Origin of the sequence: Aeribacillus sp. FSL K6-2848 (assembly GCF_038004325.1) — a bacterium.
Lineage (GTDB): Bacteria > Bacillota > Bacilli > Bacillales > Aeribacillaceae > Aeribacillus > Aeribacillus composti.
In genome coordinates this window covers 714476-737652 of record NZ_JBBOQQ010000001.1, presented here as the reverse complement: position 1 = coordinate 737652, position 23177 = coordinate 714476, and the positions used below count along the sequence as shown (strand labels likewise).

19 protein-coding genes and 1 riboswitch are annotated in these 23177 nt (G+C 39.7%); of the genes, 2 read left to right on the top strand and 17 right to left on the bottom strand.

Annotated features, from left to right (window positions below; translation table 11 throughout):
- Window positions 1–92: 92 nt before the first annotated feature.
- The gene (locus NSS70_RS03665) at window positions 93–863 is read right to left on the bottom strand and encodes a DeoR/GlpR family DNA-binding transcription regulator (protein WP_066246791.1); all 771 of its coding nucleotides are present in this window, start codon (window positions 861–863) and stop codon (window positions 93–95) included.
- A 415-nt stretch (window positions 864–1278) separates the two neighbouring features.
- Window positions 1279–3348 (bottom strand): bifunctional aldolase/short-chain dehydrogenase, encoded by a 2070-nt coding sequence (locus tag NSS70_RS03660; RefSeq protein ID WP_340880947.1) that lies wholly within the window; start codon window positions 3346–3348, stop codon window positions 1279–1281.
- 291 nt (window positions 3349–3639) lie between these two features.
- Between NSS70_RS03660 and NSS70_RS03655 the strand changes: the two genes are divergently transcribed.
- The gene (locus tag NSS70_RS03655; protein WP_157727905.1) at window positions 3640–3810 is read left to right on the top strand and encodes a hypothetical protein; all 171 of its coding nucleotides are present in this window, start codon (window positions 3640–3642) and stop codon (window positions 3808–3810) included.
- Here NSS70_RS03655 and NSS70_RS20765 read toward each other — a convergent pair.
- Window positions 3779–3862: a putative holin-like toxin gene (locus NSS70_RS20765; protein ID WP_375338799.1), complete on the bottom strand. Its 84-nt coding sequence runs from the start codon at window positions 3860–3862 to the stop codon at window positions 3779–3781. The genes NSS70_RS03655 and NSS70_RS20765 overlap by 32 nt on opposite strands.
- 205 nt (window positions 3863–4067) lie before the next feature.
- Between NSS70_RS20765 and NSS70_RS03650 the strand changes: the two genes are divergently transcribed.
- Entirely contained in the window at window positions 4068–5693 is a 1626-nt protein-coding gene (locus NSS70_RS03650; RefSeq protein ID WP_340854837.1) for a methyl-accepting chemotaxis protein, read from the top strand.
- Window positions 5694–5967: 274 nt separating this feature from the next.
- Here the strand turns inward: NSS70_RS03650 and NSS70_RS03645 are convergent, their stop codons facing one another.
- From NSS70_RS03645 to NSS70_RS03580, 14 genes are all read right to left on the bottom strand, one after another.
- Window positions 5968–7221: an ABC transporter permease gene (locus NSS70_RS03645; RefSeq protein WP_063389255.1), complete on the bottom strand. Its 1254-nt coding sequence runs from the start codon at window positions 7219–7221 to the stop codon at window positions 5968–5970.
- Window positions 7214–8113, bottom strand: a complete 900-nt coding sequence (locus tag NSS70_RS03640; protein ID WP_144598061.1) for an ABC transporter ATP-binding protein — start codon at window positions 8111–8113, stop codon at window positions 7214–7216. Before NSS70_RS03640 ends, NSS70_RS03645 begins: the two co-directional genes overlap by 8 nt.
- A gap of 341 nt (window positions 8114–8454) precedes the next feature.
- Window positions 8455–8772 (bottom strand): hypothetical protein, encoded by a 318-nt coding sequence (locus NSS70_RS03635; RefSeq protein WP_063389257.1) that lies wholly within the window; start codon window positions 8770–8772, stop codon window positions 8455–8457.
- A 130-nt stretch (window positions 8773–8902) separates the two neighbouring features.
- Entirely contained in the window at window positions 8903–9421 is a 519-nt protein-coding gene (locus NSS70_RS03630; protein WP_144598062.1) for a DUF7878 domain-containing protein, read from the bottom strand.
- Between the two features lie 278 nt (window positions 9422–9699).
- A complete protein-coding gene (locus tag NSS70_RS03625) occupies window positions 9700–10218 on the bottom strand; it encodes a DUF7878 domain-containing protein (protein WP_144598063.1) in 519 nt (172 codons plus the stop codon).
- A gap of 28 nt (window positions 10219–10246) precedes the next feature.
- Entirely contained in the window at window positions 10247–10795 is a 549-nt protein-coding gene (locus NSS70_RS03620; RefSeq protein ID WP_130156700.1) for an SAR2788 family putative toxin, read from the bottom strand.
- Between the two features lie 638 nt (window positions 10796–11433).
- Window positions 11434–13206, bottom strand: a complete 1773-nt coding sequence (gene atzF / locus NSS70_RS03615; protein ID WP_144598064.1) for an allophanate hydrolase — start codon at window positions 13204–13206, stop codon at window positions 11434–11436.
- Entirely contained in the window at window positions 13203–16841 is a 3639-nt protein-coding gene (gene uca / locus NSS70_RS03610; RefSeq protein WP_340880946.1) for an urea carboxylase, read from the bottom strand. Before uca ends, atzF begins: the two co-directional genes overlap by 4 nt.
- Before the next feature lie 43 nt (window positions 16842–16884).
- Window positions 16885–17535, bottom strand: a complete 651-nt coding sequence (locus tag NSS70_RS03605) for an urea amidolyase associated protein UAAP2 (RefSeq protein WP_340880945.1) — start codon at window positions 17533–17535, stop codon at window positions 16885–16887.
- A 100-nt stretch (window positions 17536–17635) separates the two neighbouring features.
- Entirely contained in the window at window positions 17636–18349 is a 714-nt protein-coding gene (locus tag NSS70_RS03600; protein WP_327848451.1) for an urea amidolyase associated protein UAAP1, read from the bottom strand.
- A 62-nt stretch (window positions 18350–18411) separates the two neighbouring features.
- A riboswitch (guanidine-I (ykkC/yxkD leader) is annotated at window positions 18412–18534 on the bottom strand.
- 136 nt (window positions 18535–18670) lie between these two features.
- Window positions 18671–20362, bottom strand: coding sequence for a methyl-accepting chemotaxis protein (locus tag NSS70_RS03595; protein ID WP_327848450.1), 1692 nt, complete (start codon window positions 20360–20362; stop codon window positions 18671–18673).
- A 34-nt stretch (window positions 20363–20396) separates the two neighbouring features.
- Complete coding sequence (locus NSS70_RS03590; RefSeq protein WP_186439255.1) at window positions 20397–21191, bottom strand: ABC transporter ATP-binding protein; 795 nt, start codon at window positions 21189–21191, stop codon at window positions 20397–20399.
- Window positions 21192–22010: an ABC transporter permease gene (locus tag NSS70_RS03585; RefSeq protein ID WP_063389266.1), complete on the bottom strand. Its 819-nt coding sequence runs from the start codon at window positions 22008–22010 to the stop codon at window positions 21192–21194. It lies immediately after the preceding gene.
- Between the two features lie 13 nt (window positions 22011–22023).
- Entirely contained in the window at window positions 22024–23049 is a 1026-nt protein-coding gene (locus tag NSS70_RS03580) for an ABC transporter substrate-binding protein (RefSeq protein ID WP_340880944.1), read from the bottom strand.
- Between the last annotated feature and the right edge of the window lie 128 nt (window positions 23050–23177).

Sequence of the window (23177 nt, the reverse complement as noted above, 5' to 3'; positions counted from 1 at the left end):
TTATATTATCAAATATACCAAAAAAAATAAAGAGTGTTATTATAAAAAATTTTTTGTTTTTTTTGTTTTATTTTGAAACAATTTGACCCCTTTTACGATAAAGGAACGATTGTGATTTTTGTGTTTTTTCCCTCAAACTCTTTTTTATATGCTGGATGGATATTGGAATCTGTAATAATTTCGTCTACTTTCTCAATATGATTGATTAAAGCGAACGTCCGAACGCCAAACTTGCTGGAGTCAACTAGTAAAATGGTTTTATCTGCTATCTCCATCATCTGCTTTTTTATTAATGCTTGCCATTCATTCGAATCGCTGAGTCCGCCTTCAAGATGCACACCTTTACAGGATAGGAAAGCTTTATTGACATGGTATGTTTCCAAAGATCGTTCTGCGAGAGGACCAATATACGATAATGATTTTGAAGAGAGCATTCCGCCGGTTGACATGACTTTAATTTGATCTTTGACACTTAATTCAATTGCTACTCTAATGGAATTTGTTATAACTGTTAGTGGTACATTTGGCAGTTCCTTTGCCATATACCATGCCGTCGAACTTGCATCTAAAACAATCTGGTCTCCTGGTTGTATGAGCTTAACTGCTTCTGCAGCGATTGCTTTTTTTTCTTTGGCATTTGTGACTTCACGTTCTAAATAGGACAATTCGAGCTGCTGGTCTCTTTCAATGCTGACCGCTCCCCCGTGGCTGCGCAGAAGCCTCCCTTCCTTTTCCAGCTTTTCTAAATCTCTTCGTATCGTCTCCTCCGTGACTGAAAACATTTTGCTAAGCTCCGATACTCGTACACTTAATTTTTTGTTAACGATTTCAACTATTTTCCTATGTCTTTCGGCTACAAGCACCTTGCACGTCCCCCCAATATGTTCAAAAGTTTTTCAATAGTTATCAGAAAATAATATACCACATTACCCCAATATGTCCTAAAGATTTCAAGCGCTGCCAGAAAATAATATACCACATTATAAAATGAATCATTAAATCATTGTCACCAATATTTTTAGCGCATCAGGCTCAAAGCAGTTTTCTCACAGCGCATCTATTATCTTTTAAAGCGGAAAAGGTTTTTATGCCCTTTTCCGCTTTCCGGAAGCCTCCTGATGGTTAAGTCTCCGTACGTTGTTGAAGGGGGATGACCTGCTGCAATGATTAAATCTTTCTTATTCACGAATTCGTTATAATAACCGATAACTGTTATGTGGAGAATTTTCATGAAGAGCAATGGCCAATAGGCTATTGCTCTTTTGTATTGTTGAAAGATTATCTAGTAAATGCCGCTGGAACACCTCCGTCAACTGTGATCATGCATCCGGTTGTTTTTTCAGCTTTAGAAGATGCAAAAAATGCAATCGCCTCTGCAATGTCTTCAGGATACACATTTACTAATAATGTTGTTCGTTTTTTATAATAATCTTCTAATTCATCCGGTGAAATTCCATAAGCTCTTGCACGCTCTTCACGCCACTTGGAATCCCATATTGCAGAGCCTTGAAGAACGGCATCCGGAAGAACGGAGTTTACACGTATTCCGTATTGGCCGCCTTCAGCAGCAATACATCTTGCCAAATGAGTTTCAAGCGCCTTTGCAGCACTGTAAGCAGCCGCATTCTTTCCAGCATAAATTGAATTTTTCGAGCCAACAAATACCATATTCCCGCCAATACCTTGCTTCTTCATTTGTTTAAACGCTTCGCGAGCTACTAAAAAGTATCCTGTACCAAGAACGTTCATATTTAAATTCCATTCTTGCAAAGTTGTTTCATCGAACGGACTGGATGTAGCAAGTCCAGCGTTGTTGACAATAATATCGACTCCGCCGAAGGCAAGGGCAGCTTCTTTAAAGGCAGCTTGCACTTCTTCCTCTTTTGTTACGTCCATTTTGACGGCAATTGCACGATTTTCGCCATATTTTTCGTTAATTTCTTTAGCTTTTTCCTCTGCTCCTTCGATGTTTAAATCAGCGATAACAACATGTGCGCCTTCGCTGGCTAGACGTCGGCACGTCGCACTGCCAATTCCTCCTGCACCGCCTGTGACAAAAGCCACTTTGCGCGAAAATTCTGCTTCTGGCGGAGCAAGCGTTAATTTGTAGAGCTCAAGCGGCCAATATTCTACATTATAAGACTCATTTTCGTTTAATGAGACGAACTTCCCGATCGCATCTGTCCCTTTCATGACAGCGATGGCGCGATGATAAAGAGCTCCGCTGATCCTTGACATTTTTTCGTTTTTCCCTGTATTCACCATTCCAATACCAGGAATTAAGATTACTCTAGGGGCAGCTTCAAACATTTTGTCCCCTTCGTTTTTGTTCCGCTCAAAATAAGCTTTGTAGTCTTTTTTATAATTGGAAACTCCTTCTTTTATTTTTTCCTTTAATTGCTCTTTATTTTCTGTTTGCGGATCCCATTCGATGTATAAAGGAACCCGCTTCGTGTGAACTAAATGATCAGGGCATGCTGCGCCTATTTGAGAAAGTTCTTTTGCGTTTCGACTGTTAACAAACTGAAGAACATCCTCTCCGTCATCCCAAGTTAAAATCATTTTTCTTTCATCGCTTACAGCACCACGAATAACTGGCAATATTTCCGCTAGGATTTCTTTTCTTTCATCTTTGGAAAGGGCTTTATATTTTAATCCGCCAAATGCTTTTTCTTCATCGATTCGCTCTTTTATATAGTTTTCTGCTTCATTAATAATAGAAATCGTTTTTGCATAGCATTCCTCTGAAGTATCGCCCCATGTGACTAAGCCGTGTTTTTCCATCAACACTAACTCTGCATTCGGGTTGTTTTTCACGCCTTCAGCAATCATTTTGGAAAGCGTAAATCCAGGACGCACGTAAGGCACCCAAACAAATCGGTTGCCGTAAATCTCCTCAGCAATTTGCTTTCCGTTGTCCGCACAGCAAATGCTGATAATCGCATCAGGATGCGTGTGATCAACATGCTTAAACGGAAGAAATGCGTGCAGCAAAGTTTCAATCGAAGGGCGTGGATGCTTGTGATCAATCATGCAATGAGATAAATAGGCAACCATTTCTTCATCGGACATTTCATCTCGTTCTATAAGCGGGCGGATATCTTCCAATTTAAGTCCTGTAAAATTGTGTGCTTTCATTGTCGCTAAATCTGAACCGCTTCCTTTTACCCACATGACTTCAATTTCACGGCCGCGGAAATCGCTTTCAATTGTTTTCATTGAAGTGTTGCCTCCGCCCCAGTTGCATACAGCGCGATCAGCTCCGATTAAATTGGAACGGTAGACTAACTGTTCCAAACCTTCCGACAATTTTTTAGCTTTTTCTGAATCCCACAAACTTTTGACCATCTGTTGACCTCCATTTTTGTTTTTATTTATTTTAAATATAACATATGATTGTTTATTATTGAATATATTTTTTTATTTTTGTTTTTTTGTTTTGAATATTTTATTTATAGCTAAGATTTGAAACGTATATTGTTTACTTGTTGATTTCACGTCTATTATTTTGGGATTTTTCACTCAAGGGAAAAATAAAAGGTAAATCAACATAATAAAAAGGATCAAAATATGAAGGGAATATAATCAAGCAGAATCATATAGTGGCTCTCTTTTACAAGACGAGGGGAATAATGTATAATGAAGTTGAAAAATTGCATCAACAACCAGACGACCAAAGGTGCTGCGACACCCTTGGCCCTGCAACAGACGGTTCCCTTCAAGGGGATCAGGCAGCAGGTAAAAAATAATCCACCACTGCTATCAGCTCAAGGGTGGATTATTTTTTTTGCGGATTTGACAGCATTGTAATTATAAGGCTTGAAAAACTGATTGCAAACATTAACGCTTCGAATACTGTCATCGGCACACCCCCTTTCTGTACGGGGTAAATGCCAACCACCCTTGAGTCTACCGTTCAATTGCATTTTCATTATATCAAATACTAAATTTTGAATCTATAAAAATAGAACATTTGTTCCTTTTTTACTAGAAATTAAATTTTTAGTAAATAATTATTGAAAATTCTGTAAATGGGGTATACATTTGTAGTAAGGGGAGGGAGAAGTATGAGCCGTTTAATAAAGAAAAAAGCTGCTCAACAAGCACTCAAAAAAGTCGTGAATGTAAGCGATATCATTAAGAAACAGCTAGATCCTCAGCTTCCGCTAACCGAACAGCTCGACAAAATTCGAAAAACGTTCGATGAAAGGCTGGGCCAAGACGAATATTTTTTGGTCGTAGATGAAACAGGATATTCTCCGCTACATACCAATCGCCTTCGTGAAGGAAGAGTATTTTCGGATGAGGTCGGCAAAAAAGCCGCTACAACAAAAGAACCGCTTTTGCAGCTGTATATCCGTGATACAGGAGAAATTCTTGTTGATGCGAGCTGTCCGCTCGTTACAGACAGTACTGGAAAACGTTATAATATCCGGTTAGGAAGACTCATTCATCGCCCGTACTTGCAAATGAATTTTGCCATGCTATCGTTTTTGCCAAGCTTTCTTTGCCTCATGACAGCTTTATTTATGCAATTATCTTTTCGTCAAGCAATTATTTTATTTTTCGTAACTATTTGCGCCAGTGCAGTAAACAGCTTCTTTGTTTACCGCTCGTTCACTTCTAATCTTAGACAATGGTATAACGTCACACGTACTGTATCATCAGGCAACCTTCATGTCGAAGTAGATATTGTCGGCAAACGCAATGAGTTTCATCAAATAGGTTATGAAATCAATAAAATTATTTTTGGAATCCGGTCGATTTTAAGCGAGTTTGCCAATGCCGTCAAAACTGTCAAGAAGGTCAGTCAAGATCAAAAAAAAGAAGCGAATCGCTTATCGGAAATTTTTGATGAAGTTGCTGCAACAATGGAAGTGTTCCGCGAAGGCTCCAAACAGCAGACCGATTCGTTTAAAAAAGTTAGCGAACTGGCAAATTCGATGATAGAAGGTGTATCAAATATGGGATCGGAAATTGAACGTGTTGTTGAATACGCTCAATCAACGATGCGTTCAGCAGATGAAGGGCAACAAATGATTGAAAAAACGGAACAGCTTATGCTAAATATTGAAAATGACACGAAAAAGGCAACTTCTCTCATCCAAATGGTATCCAAAAAAGCGGATCAAGCGATGGAAATGGCTTCTGCGATCACAGCAATTGCCAAGCAAACGAACCTTTTAGCATTAAATGCTTCCATTGAAGCAGCGAGAGCAGGTGAATCTGGAAAAGGTTTTGCGATTGTAGCTGCAGAAGTGAGCAAACTGGCAGATGATACAAATTCTTTTGCGGCTAAAATTTTATCTTCGTTGGAAGAAACGAGAAATGATTTAGCTCATGCCGTTACTGCCGTCAAAAAAAATGAAGAAAGTGTTGATCAAGCTTCCTTGTCTATATCTGGAACAAAAGAAAGCATGCAGACATTTAAGCGAATGTTTTCAGACATTCATTCTCTGTTAAAGCATAATCGAGAAAACGTCATAAACATTCGTGAAAACGGCAACAATTTAAAAGGTTTAATAGAAAATGTAAACTTAATCGCACATGATTTCACCAACACAGTCAACGAAACAACGGCAGCATTGGAGGAACATATTGAAGGGATCCATGAGCTTGCAAAGGAATCAGTTATTCTTTCCGATGCTGTCATACATCTTCAAAAAATTTTAAACCGCTTTCAATTACAATAAATGTCTTGATTGACTGGGGATTTTCTCTTTACTATTAAAAATCACATCGTCAAGAAGCGAATATTTGCAGGAATAATCGAAAATGCAAAAGGGAGATCCCCCAACTTCGGTAGTTGAGAAAAAATACTGCGCAGAAATTGACTCATTTTCATCATTATCAAAGCTTCCAAAAAATTAAGCAGCCAAACTCCTAGTATATAGGAATCGGGCTGCTTGCTACGTTTATTATTATCTGCTCAAAATCAAAAGAAAACCATTTTGCGTAATGTCTTCTTTATTTATTTTTCGATAGCTGTAAAGCTTTTTTAATATCTTTAAGCGCATTGGATTTTCCGTACATCAATACGCCGCCTTTGTAAACTCTTGCCCCGAAGACAGCTAATATAGCAATGGATGCTATTAATAAACCGATTCCTAAAAGCGGCTCCCAAATTGGAAGATCCAGCATTCCAACCCGCAAAAACATCAGCATCGGGGTAAACGGCGGAATGTATGATGTGATCGTAACATAGGAAGCTTCCGGATTGCTCAAACCAAATATCGCTAGCATAAAGCCCGCCACAACCGTTAAAATCATCGGAGTGATCAACTGCTGAACATCTTCTATACGACTGACCAGCGAGCCTAGAAAGGCAGCCATCGTCGCATATAATAAATAGCCTAAAATAAAGAAAATGACTGCATATAGAATGGTCGACAACGACGTGTTTTGGAATCCAAAGAAAGAGAAAAATCCTCCATCCATCGATTCTAAATTCTGTTTAATGGAAACGTAGCCGACAATAAGCCATAAGGCAAGCTGCGTTAAACTCAATAGAGCAACACCTAAAATTTTCGCAAACATTTGTGTAATAGGAGGAACACTGGAAATTAAAATTTCCATCACTCTAGAAGATTTTTCTACTGCTACCTCCATCGCAATCATATTTGCATACATGATCACTGCAAAATATATTACAAATAAAAGTACATATACGAGACCTCTCGCTTGATTCAATTCTTCCACCGTTTTTGCGTTGGCATTCAACGCTTCCATTTCAAAAGATACTGGCGCATTCAGCTTCATCAGTTCCTCTTGCGTCAATTTCAATTGACCTGCTGTCCATACCATGCTCACTTGTTGGAGGGCATATTGCAAATCGTTTGGAACGGTTGAGTCTGCAAGAGACGCTGCTTTATATACCGCCATCGGCCGGTTTTCATCATTTAAAGATAAAACGAGATACCCTTTGATCTCATCATTTAATACATTCTTTTTCAGCTCTTCTTCGGAAGCATTAGTTTTTTGCAATTGAATGTCCGGATTAACTTCTTTTAATTGCTTTTTAAACGGTTCAAATAAAGAATTTGATTGATCAATGACTGCAAGGCGTTCTTGATTTTCACCAGAATTAAAAAAATCAATAATTTTTGATATGTTTCCCAAAACTAGAATAATAAGCAATGTAATAACCGTGGAAATGATAAATTGCTTCGATCTTAGTTTGGTAAAATAAGTGTGGAACAAAACAGTCCAAAAGTTATGCATAGGCCGCACCCACTTTCTCTATAAAAATATCATGTAATGAAGGCTCTTCTATTTGGAATTTGCGAATAAATCCTTTATCGACAATCTCCTGTAACAATTGTTGTGCGGTCTCTTCTCTTTCAATTTGCAATTGAATCCCTTCAACTGTTGTCTTGGCTTTTACGACACCTGGGAAATCCTTCAAGAAATTGAGATCAAAATCCGCATGAATCACGAGATTTTTTTTGCCAAAGGAACGTTTAATTTCTTTGAGCGACCCATGAACTACAGGGCTTCCCCTATGTAATATGCATAAATGTTCACATAATTCCTCAACGTGCTCCATCCGATGGCTGGAAAACACAATGGATGTACCGGCATTTTTCAAATCAATGACAGCCTCTTTCAATTGCTCAACATTGACCGGATCCAATCCGCTAAACGGTTCATCCAAGATGAGCAGCTTCGGTTTATGTATGACAGCAGCAATAAATTGAATTTTTTGCTGGTTTCCTTTCGACAGCTCTTCGACTTTTTTTTCAGCGTACTCCGGCACTTTAAACCGTTCGAGCCAATTTGCCAGCTCCTTCAGCGCATCTTTTTTGTTCATCCCTCTTAATCTGGCTAAATAGACAATCTGATCCTTTACCTTTAATTTCGGGTACAATCCCCGCTCTTCGGGCAAATATCCGATATACGGGCTCGTGCTATAATCAATTTTTTCTCCATTCCATGTAATGGTTCCTTCAGTTGGTGCCAGCAGCCCTAAAATCATGCGAAATGTTGTCGTTTTTCCGGCACCGTTTGCCCCTAAAAAACCAAACATTTCTTTTTCCGGAATGGATAAAGACAGCTTATCCACAGCGGTGAAATCGCCAAATTTTTTCGTCACTTGCTCTAGCTTCAACGTCATGTATTTTCCTCCTCTCATCTTTTAATACGGATCAAACAAGAAAAAAGTTCAGTATCGTTTTAAATTTCTGTCTAACTCACAAGTGAAACATCGTTAGTGACAATGATGATATGAAAACTATGTTAAAAATATTTAAACCACATAATTAAAACAGGAGGATGCTTCACAAAAGTTGTTCAAACTTTTGGAAGCATCTCTCCATTTAATAAATGTTGAGATGAACAAAAAGGCAGAAACCTTTTTTTATTACTTAAAGGTTCACTGATTTGATTTTAGAATCCGAACTGAGGATGGATTTTGAAGAAATGCCACTGTAAAGGACAAAAATAATCTAATAAAATTTATAAACGTCCTTCATGGAGGTGATGGAATCCAAAAAAAGGAAATTGCATATACTGAATGTCCGTCATAACTTTTGAAGGACAGAATGAAAATGGCGTGCATAGAAAAAGTCCTTCATAAGATTCCCGAAGGACATGATCAAGATAGGGAAACATAGGAAAAGCAGTTGTCCAGAAAGCCAAAATCTTTTGGAAACGAAAAACATAAACATTGAATATTGAAAGGGCACCTATAAGCCGAAAAAATCGACTACTTTGACAGCCACTTTTGCCATTATGATTCGGCTTCTTTTCGGCAATAGGAACGCCATCCTCCAAAATCTGTAATATCCTCGAATCGATTGGCGATATACGCCTTCCAAAAGAAAGCCCGACACTTTGTTTCCGTTGATCAGTTCTACTGTTCCTATACTCTAAAGGATTTGTATCCCTAATTTTTTACAGAATACTAAAACCATTTCTTCTTGCCTCTCTTTTTATCGATGACAGCTAAAGCTCTAATGGGAAATTTATCAATAAACGGTTCTACTGAAATACTATAATGTGCCTCGATATCTTTTTTTAATTGATCGCGTAATTCTGTCAATTGGTTCACTATATAATCCATCTTAAATACAGGATCAAACGGTTCCTTTCTCCAAATAGATGTGAGTCGAGCCTTATCGTTATTGTCAAAAGGGATGATTGAAATCAACGGCTCATCTTCGTCAATTTCAAGAGTATAATAATGAAATTCCGGGATATCATATTTGTCACTTTCGATAATGGCGAGCCATCTCTCTAGGTATAAATAAAACTCCAACAATGCGATATCATCTCGGAAATAGGAGATTCCATCTACTTTTATGTCAAAATCTCCACTAACTCTAAGCACAATGGCAGCATTCTTTTTCAACTTTTTAGGAATATAAGATTCATCGGTTGTAAAGTGATAGACAAATTCTATTTGACTGGATATGCTGTCCATATTTCACCATCCCATCCCCTATTACTCTTTCGTACCTATGTTTTACCGAGTGGTTATCACTACAATGATAAATCAGCATTCTTTGTTTCTACCTCTGGATTTATAGAATTGAATCCTTTTCATTCGATTGCGTACTTGGCTTTTATCAGTAGTGTTGAATTAGCATAATTCGGACACTTTTTGAAAAAATAAATGGGGCTTCAAAAATAATAGGCAGCCCCAAGAAATGTTATCAACTACAAACATTGACATAGTCTTTAACAAGTAACGTTCAATGACTAAAGCCATTTCGTCTTACCCTTTTTTTTGTCTACAACTGCTAAAGCTTTTATCGGAAATTTATCAATAAACGGTTCTACTGAAATGTTATAATGTGCCTCGATATCTTTTTTTAATTGATCGCGTAATTCTGTCAATTGGTTCACTATATAATCCATCTTAAATACAGGATCAAACGGTTCCTTTCTCCAAATAGAAGTGAGTCGAGCCTTATCGTTATTGTCAAAAGGGATGATTGAAATTAACGGCTCATCTTCGTCAATTTCAAGAGTATAATAATGAAATTCCGGGATATCATATTTGCCACTTTCGATAATGGCGAGCCATCTCTCTAGGTATAAATAAAACTCCAACAATGCGATATCATCTCGGAAATAGGAGATTCCATCTACTTTTATGTCAAAATCTCCATCAACTCTAAGTACGATAGCAGAATCTTTTTTCCACTTTTTAGGAATGTAAGATTCATCGGTTGTAAAGTGATAGACAAACTCTAATTGATTGGATATGCTGTCCATATTTCACCATCCCACCCTACTACAATTTTTATTTTTTCTGACCTTTTGTACCTATTACTTTACCAAGGTCCGCTATAACTACAAATGACAAATCCGCATTCTTTTTTTCTTCCTCTGGATTTAAAGAATAAGATGCGTTCTTAGAATTTAATCCTTCTTTAACCCAATTACGTATTTGGCTTTTATCAGTAGTATTGAATTTAGAAAAATTACCTCCAGCATTTTTTAAATGCTTATTACTTACATTGAATTTGGAAACTTTACTTTTTGCTGCTTTAACGGCTGCCTTTGCAAATGTGTTAAGAACGGCTTTAGAGCTTTTTATCGACTTAACGATAAGTTTTTTTCCAAATTTTTTTATGGCATACTTGATTCCATGTTTTGCAACTACTCCGATTATAACCGCCGGCAGAACCGAAGCTTGAGCATCAATGGTATTGATCTGGTAAGATTCTCCAGTATCTTGATCAATGAGTGTTGCAATAAAATCGGTGCCGTCAATTTCTTGCAACACTACATCAAAATGTTGAGTAATGATTTCTCCATTCTCTAATGATACTAGCAACCGCTGTACCATGTCCGTATGAATCTATTTGATTATTTTTCTCGTTGAACCTTTTTGATACTTTGACACGAGCCTTTTCTTCATCAATTCCACTATCAATAATGGCAATTTTTATAGGTGTGTCTGTTAAAGAGTTAGGATCAGCATATTCCTTCTGTATGGAGCATAGAGCCCAATTCTGATTACAATCAATTTTTTGATCATAGGATAATTGATGATTGCATGAAGCTAAGAAGATGAAGAATATTATAAAAAAAATAGTTTTCTTAATTTTTATAAATTCCCACACCTCCTAGTTATTTTTACTATATATAGTAATTTTACCAAAATTGGAATTTAAATACAATATTTTAAAATTTTATGTAATAAATCTAAATAAGAGGAAATACTATTTTTTCAAGCAATTTGGAAATGAATTGATACATTGGTATTTTCAATATTCAAGTAACCAGCAGAGGTAAAAGTCGTATTTTACAGTTTAAAAAATAAACAAAACAGAAGTATGCAGCTAACTTTCTGTCTCCTAATACACTGTACGTACACGTCGATTTTATCTAAATAGTTCAGTCACTCCATCCTGTCAATCTCTTAAAATTAGAATTTTGCGCTTGAACGTGAAAAAGCCGCCAACATGTTTGACGGCTTTTGTATTATGAATTGAGTTCTTTCAGGCAATAGGAACGCCATCCTCCAAAAGCTGTAATATCCTCCGCTTGATTGGCTATATACGCTTCACAAAGAAAGCCCGGCACTTTGTTTCCGTTGATCAGTTCTACTGTTCCTATACTTAAAGGTTCTGGAATAGATGCTGTAAAAGCACCAAATGAAGCTAATGGCATTTCCCATATCTCCAATTGAATGGAGGCGCCATTGTGGTTTGTTTTGATAAGCCCAGGTTTGGCAGGATCCGTAGGCAGCTTATACAGCCGGTAATTAGGAGCAGTTGTTGCTTCACATACGAATTTGCCGCCGAATTGATGCATTTCATTTTCGAGCGGAAACCCTCTCATATGCAAACCGCAGACGGCAACAAAAGTCGTATTTTTTTGCGGTTGAAAATTTTCTGTTAGAATCTCTCCTAAAAATTGAGAAGCAAGTCCGAATATCAATCCTTCCTGTTCTGCCAGCGAAAACATCGTCATGCCAAAAGGAACATTTGCTTCCGCATCCTCTGCCGGAATGGCGATTGCCGACAGATCCAAAAGATTACAGTGATTGGTGTATTTTCCCATTTCGTTATTTGTGCGAATCGGATCGAGCCTAACTTGTTCGCGCGTCCAAGTACCGCCACAAGTAGGCAAAACTAATACTGCATCTTTTAACAATTTTTTCACTTTATGCTTGATTGATTGGATCCTGTGCATCGCTTGAAAAGCTGATGCTGCCGTATGATCAGGAGAAGCTCCGGAAGAAAGGACTTTTTCCGTAACGGAAAACACATCTTCTGTATTTGCTTTCACAAAATCACCTAAATCCGCCCATCTTTCCGCCACCCAAGGACCTTCATAAAGAAGAGACGCCGCTTCGGAAAACAAATCATAATCGATATACTCAATCGGAAGACGCAAACGTTCCAATCTTTTCATCGTTTTCATCCATGCATTCCTATATCCTTCACGAAATGGGCCAAAAAACGAAAGCGGTTGTTTCGGCAAACAAATTTTGCTCGGACTTTTCGGCGATACGTTCGGGAAATAGCGTGACCAAGGATCTGTTTCATCCTCGCCGCGCACAATTCGATCAACTTCCAATGCATCCTGCAAATTGTGCGCAAAAACTGTCACACAATCAAGGCTTGCGCAAGCCGGAACTACTCCAGCGGTCGGCCAGGCTCCCCTGCTCGGCTTAAATCCGACTAAGCGATTTAAGGCTGCCGGCACTCGTCCGGACCCAGCAGTGTCCGTTCCGAGTGCAAACGCTGCATGGCCTCGTGCAACGGCCACCGCAGATCCAGAGCTTGATCCCCCGCTGATCAGTTCTTCTTTTAAGGCATTTTTCGTTTCTCCATAAGGACTTCTTGTACCGACAAGCCCAGTGGCAAACTGATCTAAATTTGTTTTTCCTAATGGGATTGCACCTGCTGCAATTAACCGCTCAACCACTGTTGCGCTTTTTTCTGGTATATAAGCATATTGGGGGCAAGCTGCAGTTGTCGGAACCCCGGCTAAATCAATGTTGTCTTTAATAGCAAATGGAATTCCCCATAATGGCAAGCTTTTCCGATCCAGTGAAGCAAGCCTGTCTAGATAAGGCTGAATTCTTTCCATTGCCGGAGGGGTAATCCATATATTCATATCCTCATCTTGTTTAACTCGATGAATGATTTCAACGACTACTTCTTCGGGAGTCAATTCATTGTTAAGGTACATCTCTCTCAACCGCGCAATCGTCAAAGGTTGAGGAAAATGTTTGACCGATTTCATTTGAGAACCTCCTCTCGTTCTTTCTGCTTTAAAATGCTGACAATCAATTGTCCTGATTGCACCTCGTCCCCTGGTTTCACGTAAACATTTACTATTTGTCCATCGCACGGGGCCAGCTGCGGAAACTCCATTTTCATGCTTTCTTCAATCATCAGAACATCGCCTTTCTTAACTTGCTGTCCAGGAGACACAAGAACTTTCCATACACTTCCAGGCATGGAAGAACGAACAACCTCAGCACCTGGAGGGATATTTTCCTCTTGCCCTTCTTTCATTGGTTCATGCTCTGATATATATTCCGCCAATCCTAGCTGCTTCCACCGTTCTCGCTCTGCTTGAAAAGCTTCCTGCTGCCGCATGCGGAAAGTTTCGGCACTATCTTTGATCGAATCCAAGAATTTTAAATATTCGCCAAGATCAAACGCTGTTTCTGTTATTTCCACTTCAAACCTTCCTCTAAGAAAATCTTCCCGCAATTGCAGCAACTGTTCCGCATCTACTGGGTAAAACTGAATTTGATCGAAAAACCGCAATAGCCAAGGTTTTCCTTGTTCAAAACTCTTCGTTGTCCGGAATTTATTCCACATTTGAATCGTCCGGCCGACAAATTGATAGCCTCCAGGACCTTCCATTCCATATACACATAAATACGAACCGCCAATTCCTACCGCATTTTCAGGCGTCCAAGTCCGGGCAGGGTTATATTTTGTTGTGACTAAACGGTGCCGAGGATCAATTGGAATGGCTACTGGAGCGCCAAGATAGACGTCGCCTAATCCTAAAACAAGATATTTTGCATCAAATACAATTTTCTTTACATCATCAATGCTTTTTAAGCCATTTATGCGCCTGATGAATTCCAAATTACTCGGACACCACGGAGCATCGGAACGGACGTTTTTCTGGTAGCGTTCAATGGCCAATTGAGTAGCCGGATCATCCCAGGAAAGAGGCAGCCGAACAATACGTGAAGGGACTTTTATCGATTCCAGCGGCGGAAGCTCGCGATCAATTTCTAAAATTTTTTGACAAGCCTCGCGAACGGACATTTTCGATGGGTCAATGTGCACTTGCAAAGACCGAATGCCCGGCGTTAAATCAAGGAAAGGGATGTTGCCTTTTTGTTGTATCGCTTGCATTAAAGCATGTACTTGAAACCGATACAGCAGGTCTAAATCCATTGAACCGTACTCAATCAGCAAATTTTCGTCGCCGCTTGAACGAATCGTAATTGGAATGTTTCGAGATGTTTGTTCTTGAGCCAAAATTGAATCGTCGGCTGTAATTTTTGGATTAATGGCAGGAAGTTGAGAAGGTTGAAATCCGTACAAACTGCCATTTTCAATTTTTTGCATAAACATTTCTTGTTTTTTTCGAAGTTCCGCCGCTTCTTCCAATGACAACAAATGAAACTTGACGATATCGCCCGGATGCAATTGCCCAATTTTCCAAAACTCAGCTGAAGCCGTCGTAACTGGGCAGACAAATCCTCCTAAACTAGGTCCATCAGGTCCCAGTAAAATCGGCATATCGCCTGTTAGATCAAGCGATCCCACTGCATAAGCGTTATCATGAATATTTGATGGATGCAAACCTGCATCTCCGCCGTCTTCTCTTGCCCATTTCGGCGCTGGGCCCATTAACCGGACGCCTGTGCGCGAACTGTTAAAATGCACTTCCCATTCTGTTTCAGTTAATTGCTGCAAATAATCCGGCTGCAAAAATTCGCTTGTACAATGAGGGCCCGGAATGACGCCTATCGTCCATTTATTCGTCATGATCGGTCTATATTCAGCTGGAAGCCCCTTCGTTTTTTTGACAACAGCCCCCCGGTTGACCAAAAGCACATCGCCAGTGCGCAAGGCGCGTCCGCCATGGCCGCCGAATCCGCCGAGCGTAAATGTGGAGGAGCTTCCTAAAACTTCAGGCATGTCAAAACCGCCTGCTACTAATAAATAAGTCCGCATTCCCCTTTTCGCTTCACCAAATGATAATACTTGGTTCTTTTTTGCCAAAACAGGTTCATACATCGGCACGGGCTGATCGTCAAGCTTAGCCTGCATATCGGCACCTGTAATACAAAACCATATATCATCTCGAAAACGATAAGATCCCCCGCGCAATGTCATTTCAAGACCAGGGGCGCCTTCTCTGTTCCCGAGAAGTTTATTTCCAATCCGGAACGAGAGCTGGTCCATTGGACCGGAAGGCGGCACACCTACGCTCCAATATTTAATGCGTCCGGGCCAATCCTGAACAGTTGTTTGAATTCCTCCGTCCAATACTTCCAGTGCATGTTCTCTAGGTTGAAAATGGTTTAATAAACGGGTGTATACATTTCCTTTTATAAAATCCTTTTCCTTCAATAAAGCTTTCAAGTAGTGGAGATTGGTTGTAATACCGTACAATTTCGTTTCGTTTAGCGCTTGTATGAGTTTTCCGATCGCCTCTTCCCTGTTTTTTCCACGAACAATCACTTTCGCCAGCATTGGATCATAAAGAGTCGTAACCGTGATTCCGTTTCTTACCCACGTTTCCGTTCGAGCTGTTTTAGGAAATTTTGCCTCATCAATCTGTCCGGCGCTCGGCCGAAACTCATGCAAACAATCTTCCGCATAAATACGCGCTTGAATGCTATGCCCTTTCGGCTCTTTTACTAAGGAATGCAATTCATGCAGATCATCTGCTGCTTCACGTATCATCCATTCAACAAGATCGATGCCAAAGACCTCTTCTGTTACACCATGCTCCACTTGAAGTCTTGTATTCACTTCAAGAAAGTAAAAGGAGCTTGTTTCAGGATCATATAAAAACTCAACGGTGCCTGCACTCCGGTATCCAACTTCTTCCGCCAATCGGATGGCGGCTGCGAACATTTCTTTTCTGACTTCCTGGGACAAAAGAGGGGCCGGACTTTCTTCCACAACTTTTTGATTGCGGCGCTGAATAGAGCAGTCTCGTTCGCCTAAAGCTACCACTTCACCAAATCGATTTCCAAAAATTTGAACTTCTATATGGCGTGCTCTAGCGATATATTTCTCCAGGAAAACTCCTTTATTTTTAAAATTTGTTTCAGCAAGACGACGTACCGCCTCAAATGCCGAGCGCAAATGCTGTTCATTTTCGCAAACGCGCATTCCGATGCCTCCGCCTCCTGCCGTGCTTTTTAAAATAATTGGATAACCAATATGTTCAGCTTGTTTTACCGCCTCATCCAAATCGGTGATGAGGTCCGTTCCCGGCAATAAAGGAACATTGGCTTTTTTTGCAATTTCTCTGGCAGAATGCTTTAATCCGAATATCTCCATCTGTTCAGGTGAAGGTCCGATAAACGTAATTCCATTTTGTACGCACAAGCGGGCAAAATCTGCGTTTTCACTTAAAAATCCATATCCGGGATGAATGGCATCGGCTCCTGACTCAATGGCAGCTTTTATGATTAAATTTCCATTCAAATAGCTGTCTTTGACCGGGCCTTCTCCTATTAAAATAGCTTCATCTGCTTCGTCTACATGTAAACTGTCTTGATCCGCCTTTGTATATATAGCAACCGATAGAATTCCAAGCTTGCGAAGCGTCCGTTCAATCCGGACGGCTATTGCCCCGCGATTGGCAATCAGAATTTTTTTAAACATTTTGTACTCCCCCCTGACGCATCCGTATCCTAGTTGATTCTGTTTATTTATCCCAAATCAGCACTTGTATTTTTGTTGGATTGTAAGCATTGCAAGGATTGTTTAATTGCGGGCAGTTGCTGATCAGCACCAATGTCCGCCGAAGGGATAATAATTCCACATAACTTCCGGCATAAGAGATTCCATCAGCAAATTCTAAATGACCATCTTCTGTAACCGGAACATTCATGAAGAAGTTAATATTTGGAGCCAGGTCCCTTTTTGTAAAACGCTCCCCATATTTCGACAACTGCAGCATAAACGTGTCGCGGCAATTGTGCATATGCAATTTATCATGTGCATATCGGACGGTATTGCTTTGTGCTGAGCAAGCACCGCCTAATGTATCGTGGCGCCCGCATGTATCCGCTACAATCTTCAGCAATTCATTTCCTGATTCAGAACGAAGCACCGAACCTGTTGTTAAGTAAATATTTTTCTGTCCTGTAATGGTGGCTGTTACACTGTAATGATCCTCCGGATTATCTGCATCGTAAAACAATGTATCTACTGCTTGGTTTCCTTCCAAGTCGACAATTCTTAGAACTTGCCCTGAATTTAGTTCATGCATCCAGCCTTCCCCGGCAGGGATGATTTTGTTATAGATTGCATTTTCTTCTTTTCGAGGACTTTCTACTTTTTTAATATTTTCCATGTTCCTTTCCTCCTCATATCGTATTTTTAAATCGGTATTTTCTATAATGTTGATCTTTAAAGGCATCAGCCTGGGTACTCAAACAATTTCCTGCCCGATGCTACAAAAGCGCATAATATTCCCAAGTATTTTCAAATGCCCGGCGGTTTTCAGGACGATAATTTACACAATAATCGTTCAAATCGACAGGCTCTGCCGGAAGCACTTCCATTGCCACCGGAACGGACGGATAGTTGGTTCTTGGATCAAGCGGGTTTGGTGTATTAGATACAATCAGCAAAATATCCATTTCTGTTCTTAATGTTACTGTGTCATTTTTTTTGCAATGATCCAAACAATAGGTAAGGTTGCCTTTGTCGTCGGTTTTCACTTTTGAAAACAGATTGACGACAGGAGCCATGTCGCGCAGGCTGAGCCCGTTTCTTACAAGTTCCATGGCAAAGTTCTCTTCTCCGCTTCTGAGCCAGTCATTTCTTAATTCTTGATAGCTTGTTTTTCCATATTTCTCATCTGTTCCTTCCCTTGTGGTATAGCCTGAAACAGTGTCGTGCCAGCCAAGGCTGTCGCTAGTGATGCTGGCCAATACTCGGCCGTTATCGCTCATCAATACGTTTCCCTTTGTCAAGTGAAATGTGTGCTGGGCTTTTAATGTATCTGGCATGTTATAACGCTCTGAAAGATCATGTGCATGATACATCATAAGTGAAAGATTGGCTCCAGCCTCCAAGGCTGTAAAACGAATAAGCTTTCCTTTTCCGATTTTTCCTGACCATTTTCCTCCAGGTACGATCGTTTTGCTGAAAATTTTAGTCATCCAAAATACCTCCCTTGAGACTTTTCTTAATGATCGTTGTAAAAAAATAAAAGCCTAGGGAAATCTCCCAGGCTTTTATCCTTCCGTGTTTATAGAAAGACATCTTTTGATGCTTTCTATACGCTCTCTCTCGGACCAGACCTGCTGCAAACTTAAGCAGCAGCGGAACCCTAGACAGCTTTTTTGTTCCTATCGATCAGGAACCTTTATGAAATTTTTATTTAAGATTAATATAGAAAGGAGTGCAGCATTGTTCAATGATTTTGTTAGATAATATAACATGAAACTTACAATGAATGCTGGAAATAGATAAAAACAATGTTAAACATTAAATTCCCCGATCATGTTTCTCAGTTTTTTTGCTACATTTGAGAGATTTTCTGCCGTTGCTGTAAATTCTTCAATTGCAGCCAGTTGTTCTTCCGTTGAGGCTGCCACATTTTGTGAATGAGCTGATGATTTTTTGGCGATGTCAGCCAATTGTCCGATAGAAACAGCAACTTGATCAGCTCCTGTTGACATTTGCTGGACAGATGAGGAAACCTCTTGTATTTGACATGTTACTTTCTCAACTGATGTTAAAATTTTATGGAAAGCGCGCCCAGCATCATCAACAACCCTTTTACCCTCTTTTAGATCGCTCCTTCCTTTATCGATATTCTCCACGGCGGCAGCAGCAATGGAGAGAACATGCTGTATCATTTCATTTATTTGAATCGCAGATTGTTTTGACTCTTCCGCCAAGTTTCGAACTTCCGTTGCTACAACAGCAAAACCCTTGCCTTGTTCCCCTGCACGCGCCGCCTCAATGGCAGCATTTAGAGCCAATAAATTCGTCTGCTCCGCTATATTTGCCATGACATCTGATATTTTTTTTATCTCGTCGGTAAGCTTGCCAAGTTCCTCAATCTTAATAAACGCTTCATCAACGGATTTTTGTAAAAATTCCATCTGCTTGACTGCTTTGACAATTGATTTGTTTCCTTCTTCTGCGATTTTCGATGTGGTCAAGGCCGATTCTGCTGCGAAAGAAGATGACGATGCAATTTTTTGAACTTCATTGGCAATATTATTCACCGCATGTGAGCTTTCATCCGCCATGTCCCCTTGATCACCGGCTCCGGAAGCAATGTCTTGAACTGCCATCGTGATCTGTTCTGTACTTTCCGCAAAGTTTTTAGTACCTTCAGAAAGCTCGAGTGCTGAAGCGGAAACTTCATCTGTCGTTTCCTTTATTTTTAGCATCATTTTTTGCAGGTTCTCCAGCATTCTATTAAATGCCGTCGCCAGCTTTCCAATTTCATCTTTATTCGTGATATGGATTCTAGCTGTTAAATCTCCTTTATTTCGCGCCAATTCCTCTAATTTATTTGCAATTTTCCACAATGGCCGGGTGGTTCTTTTAGAAATAAATATTGCAATTAAAATTCCTGCGAACAGTGCTGTGATAAATACCGCTGCACCCGCCATGATTTTTTTTCTTATTAATTTTTCATCTTCCGCTATTTTCTTGGTTATCCGTTCTGTCTCAATTTGTTTGAATTCTTCCAGTTTGGAACTAAAAATAGCGCGAATATCCGCATATTCACCATGAAAAATAGCAAGCGTTTTTTGGCGGTCTTCCCCGGCCAATTCCATCATCTGCGTTTCTAATTCAACTAATTTTTGATTATTTATATTTAGATCGTGGAAAATTTTTTTCGTCCTGGAATCATCCAGCATCGGAGTCACTTCTTTAATATGTTGATCAATTTGCTTTGCAAACTGATTGTACTTTTCCCTTTCGGCCGTATTATCCGGTTCGATAATCACCCCTCTGACCGCATCTGTTAACGCAAGGTCTTCAAATTGAATCTGGTGGGCAAGCTGCAATTTTTTCATATCGGTATTTGCTAAATTAAAATAGGATTTGGAAACGTCCTGCAAAGTAGAGTAAACAATAAGAAAGGCGAGCAGGACAATTAGCAAAACGGTTCCAAAGCTAAGGAGCAGTTTGTTTCGTATCTTCATCATCAACAGCCCTTCCGATCCTTCTGTATTTTTTTTACTAATGCTTTAATAAAGAAATGATATGTTTTTTTACATTCATAAATTTCTCTACATCCACAAGCTCCCCATCTTGAAATAATTGCAAATCCGCATCAATCTCTTCGAGAATTCTCCCCGGTCTTGCTTCCATGACATATATTCGCTGGGATAAGAATAAGGCTTCATCAATGTCGTGCGTTATAAACACAATGGTTGTTTTTTCCTTCTTCCAAATATCCAACAATAATTGCTGCATGGATTGCTTTGTTTGTGCATCAAGCGCTCCAAAAGGTTCATCCATTAATAACACTTCCGGATTATTGGCCAACGATCTTGCAATAGCCACACGTTGTTTCATGCCGCCGGACAATTCTTTGCCGTAGGAATCCGCAAATCTTTCCAGTCCTACCAGCTCTAAATATCGATCGGAAATTTCTTTACGCTCTTTTTGTTTCATTCCTTTTAGCTTGAGGCCAAACTCTATGTTTTCTCTTACTGTCAACCAAGGAAACAACGTATAAGACTGAAAGACCATACCTCGTTTCGCACTTGGTCCTTTCACTTCTTCACCGGATACTTGCACACTGCCTGATGTCGGCTCCTCCAAACCTGCCAAAATTCTCAAAATGGTCGACTTACCGCATCCCGACGGTCCAAGAATGGAAACAAATTCTTCATTTTTTACGTACAAAGAAACATTCTCCAGCGCTTGAAAGGAGCCATTATTCGTTTTATACACTTTCGACAAATTTTGAATGTTTATTTCAATCTTCTCTTGACGAAGATTTTTTTCAGCTTTGATAGCATTCAACATTTAATTTCCTCCTTCCGCCCATGGAAATAATTTTTTATTAATGTAGGCAAAGCATCTGTCAATAATAAGTCCCAACAGCCCGATAACAATGATTCCGACAAAGATGGACTCGGTATCCATGAAACGCTGCGCTTTCATAATCGAATATCCAAGACCGTTGTTTGCCGCCACCAGCTCTGCTACAACTAAATACGTCCAAGCCCATCCCATAATCAGCCGCATAGTTGTCATTAATTTCGGAAGCATTGCAGGGATGATAACCTTTGAGATGACTTGCCAGCGGTTTGCTCCAAGAGTATAGGAGGCATAAAGTAGGTCTTTATGAATCCGGTTTGTGTCATCTGCCACCATTAAAACGAGCTGAAAAAAGCTTCCGATAAAAATCACTAAAATTTTTGCTGTCTCCCCAATTCCTGCCCAAACCATAATAAGTGGAATAAAAGCGGCTGCCGGCATATACCTGATAAACTCAGAGACGGGCAAAATAACCGATTCTGCAAGCTTAAAAGTGCCAGCCAATATTCCGAGCGGAATCCCTAACAGACATGCCAGTAAAAACCCCATAAAAACTCTGTAGACGCTAATCCCGATTTCTCCCCAATACTCCGGACTTGAAAGGGCAGCAAAGAAAGAGCCCACAACAGCTGCGGGAGTCGGAAGAAATACTTCATCCACAAGTTTTAAATTGCTCAGCAAAATCCAAATGAGCAATAACAAGATAAAAGCAGCTGATACCCCAGTAAAATACCATTTTTTCGGAATATCCTCGCGTATTTTGAATAATGTCCATTGATGCCTTTTTCCTTTTTGAAGCTCCATCCATTAATCCTCCTTACTTTGCCCGTTCAATTTCCGCTTTTATAAATGAGGTGTCAACGAAGCTGCTAAAATCAGGAATGTCTTTAATAAACCCTAACTCTTTTAAAAATTCAGCATTTTTTTCAGCTGTGTAATAAAAAGATTGATAGTTATCTCCCTCTTTAAAAGCGTTCAAGCTTTCTTCAGGAGAAAACAGCTTGAATCCTTTCATTCCTACATCCAGCTCTTCTTTTGAAATTCCCGCCTCGTCCGCTATTAGTTGAATCGATTGATCGTAATTTTGCGAAAGATAGTCAACCGCATCAAACCATGCTGCTACGATTTTTTGCACGTCCTCTTTCCTCTCTTTCGCAACATCTCCCCTTACAACGAATAAGTCGGAAATCAAGCCCGGAAAATCAGCGGATGTCACCAACTTATGTCCTTTTCCCTTATTCACTGCCATGCTTAAAAAAGGCTCCCACAAACCGGCTGCATCCAATTTTCCAGCTATAAATGAATTTCCCGCATCTTGAACAGATAAGTTTGTAAATTTCACATCGGACTCCTTTAATCCCGCTTCATGCAATGCCGTGAGCAGAAAAAAGTGTTCAATCGTACCTATTTCCGTACCAACTTTCTTCCCTTTTAAGTCTTTAACCGAGCGAATATCATTTGAAGCAACAAGCCCATCGCCGCCAAGTGAATTGTCTGTAATAAATACCGCTTTTAAATCAATTCCTTTTTCTAAAGGGGAGATCGAATCAAGCAAAGCTTGGCTGTTTCCATCAATTTCTCCCGTATTTAATGCAGAAAGGGAATCAGCATATACTGGAAGCCAAACCAATTCGACATCCACTCCATGTTTTTCGAAAAAACCCTTTTTTTCTACGAGATGCCATAAATACCAGCTCGGCAAGGCGCTGAAACCAATCTTAATCGGTTCTTTCTTGCTTTTATTGCCGTCAGAAGTTTCATTTGCAGATTTACTTCCGCAAGCAGACAACAACAAGCAAAAAATGATAGAAAGAACAAGTAGTGGAAACTTCTTTTTCTTCATGTCTTTCACCTCGGCTTTATATTTTTCATCTCTTTTTGAATTTAGGTATTTCAAAATAGTGCTTAAAGAAATTCTGTTATATCCCCCTCCCCAGATTTTTAAATTTTCAGCTTTAAAAAAATAAAAGC

What these genes read in the sequence shown, in the direction of transcription:
- NSS70_RS03660 (WP_340880947.1), bottom strand. Translation starts at nt 3,348, where the DNA reads ATGGTCAAAAGTTTGTGGGATTCAGAAAAAGCTAAAAAATTGTCGGAA.
- atzF (WP_144598064.1), bottom strand. Translation starts at nt 13,206, where the DNA reads ATGAAATCGGTCAAACATTTTCCTCAACCTTTGACGATTGCGCGGTTG.
- NSS70_RS03640 (WP_144598061.1), bottom strand. Translation starts at nt 8,113, where the DNA reads ATGACGTTGAAGCTAGAGCAAGTGACGAAAAAATTTGGCGATTTCACC.
- NSS70_RS03625 (WP_144598063.1), bottom strand. Translation starts at nt 10,218, where the DNA reads ATGGACAGCATATCCAATCAATTAGAGTTTGTCTATCACTTTACAACC.
- NSS70_RS03650 (WP_340854837.1), top strand. Translation starts at nt 4,068, where the DNA reads ATGAGCCGTTTAATAAAGAAAAAAGCTGCTCAACAAGCACTCAAAAAA.
- NSS70_RS03645 (WP_063389255.1), bottom strand. Translation starts at nt 7,221, where the DNA reads ATGCATAACTTTTGGACTGTTTTGTTCCACACTTATTTTACCAAACTA.
- NSS70_RS20765 (WP_375338799.1), bottom strand. Translation starts at nt 3,862, where the DNA reads ATGACAGTATTCGAAGCGTTAATGTTTGCAATCAGTTTTTCAAGCCTT.
- NSS70_RS03655 (WP_157727905.1), top strand. Translation starts at nt 3,640, where the DNA reads ATGAAGTTGAAAAATTGCATCAACAACCAGACGACCAAAGGTGCTGCG.
- NSS70_RS03600 (WP_327848451.1), bottom strand. Translation starts at nt 18,349, where the DNA reads ATGACTAAAATTTTCAGCAAAACGATCGTACCTGGAGGAAAATGGTCA.
- NSS70_RS03595 (WP_327848450.1), bottom strand. Translation starts at nt 20,362, where the DNA reads ATGATGAAGATACGAAACAAACTGCTCCTTAGCTTTGGAACCGTTTTG.
- NSS70_RS03605 (WP_340880945.1), bottom strand. Translation starts at nt 17,535, where the DNA reads ATGGAAAATATTAAAAAAGTAGAAAGTCCTCGAAAAGAAGAAAATGCA.
- NSS70_RS03580 (WP_340880944.1), bottom strand. Translation starts at nt 23,049, where the DNA reads ATGAAGAAAAAGAAGTTTCCACTACTTGTTCTTTCTATCATTTTTTGC.
- uca (WP_340880946.1), bottom strand. Translation starts at nt 16,841, where the DNA reads ATGTTTAAAAAAATTCTGATTGCCAATCGCGGGGCAATAGCCGTCCGG.
- NSS70_RS03630 (WP_144598062.1), bottom strand. Translation starts at nt 9,421, where the DNA reads ATGGACAGCATATCCAGTCAAATAGAATTTGTCTATCACTTTACAACC.
- NSS70_RS03620 (WP_130156700.1), bottom strand. Translation starts at nt 10,795, where the DNA reads ATGGTACAGCGGTTGCTAGTATCATTAGAGAATGGAGAAATCATTACT.
- NSS70_RS03585 (WP_063389266.1), bottom strand. Translation starts at nt 22,010, where the DNA reads ATGGAGCTTCAAAAAGGAAAAAGGCATCAATGGACATTATTCAAAATA.
- NSS70_RS03590 (WP_186439255.1), bottom strand. Translation starts at nt 21,191, where the DNA reads ATGTTGAATGCTATCAAAGCTGAAAAAAATCTTCGTCAAGAGAAGATT.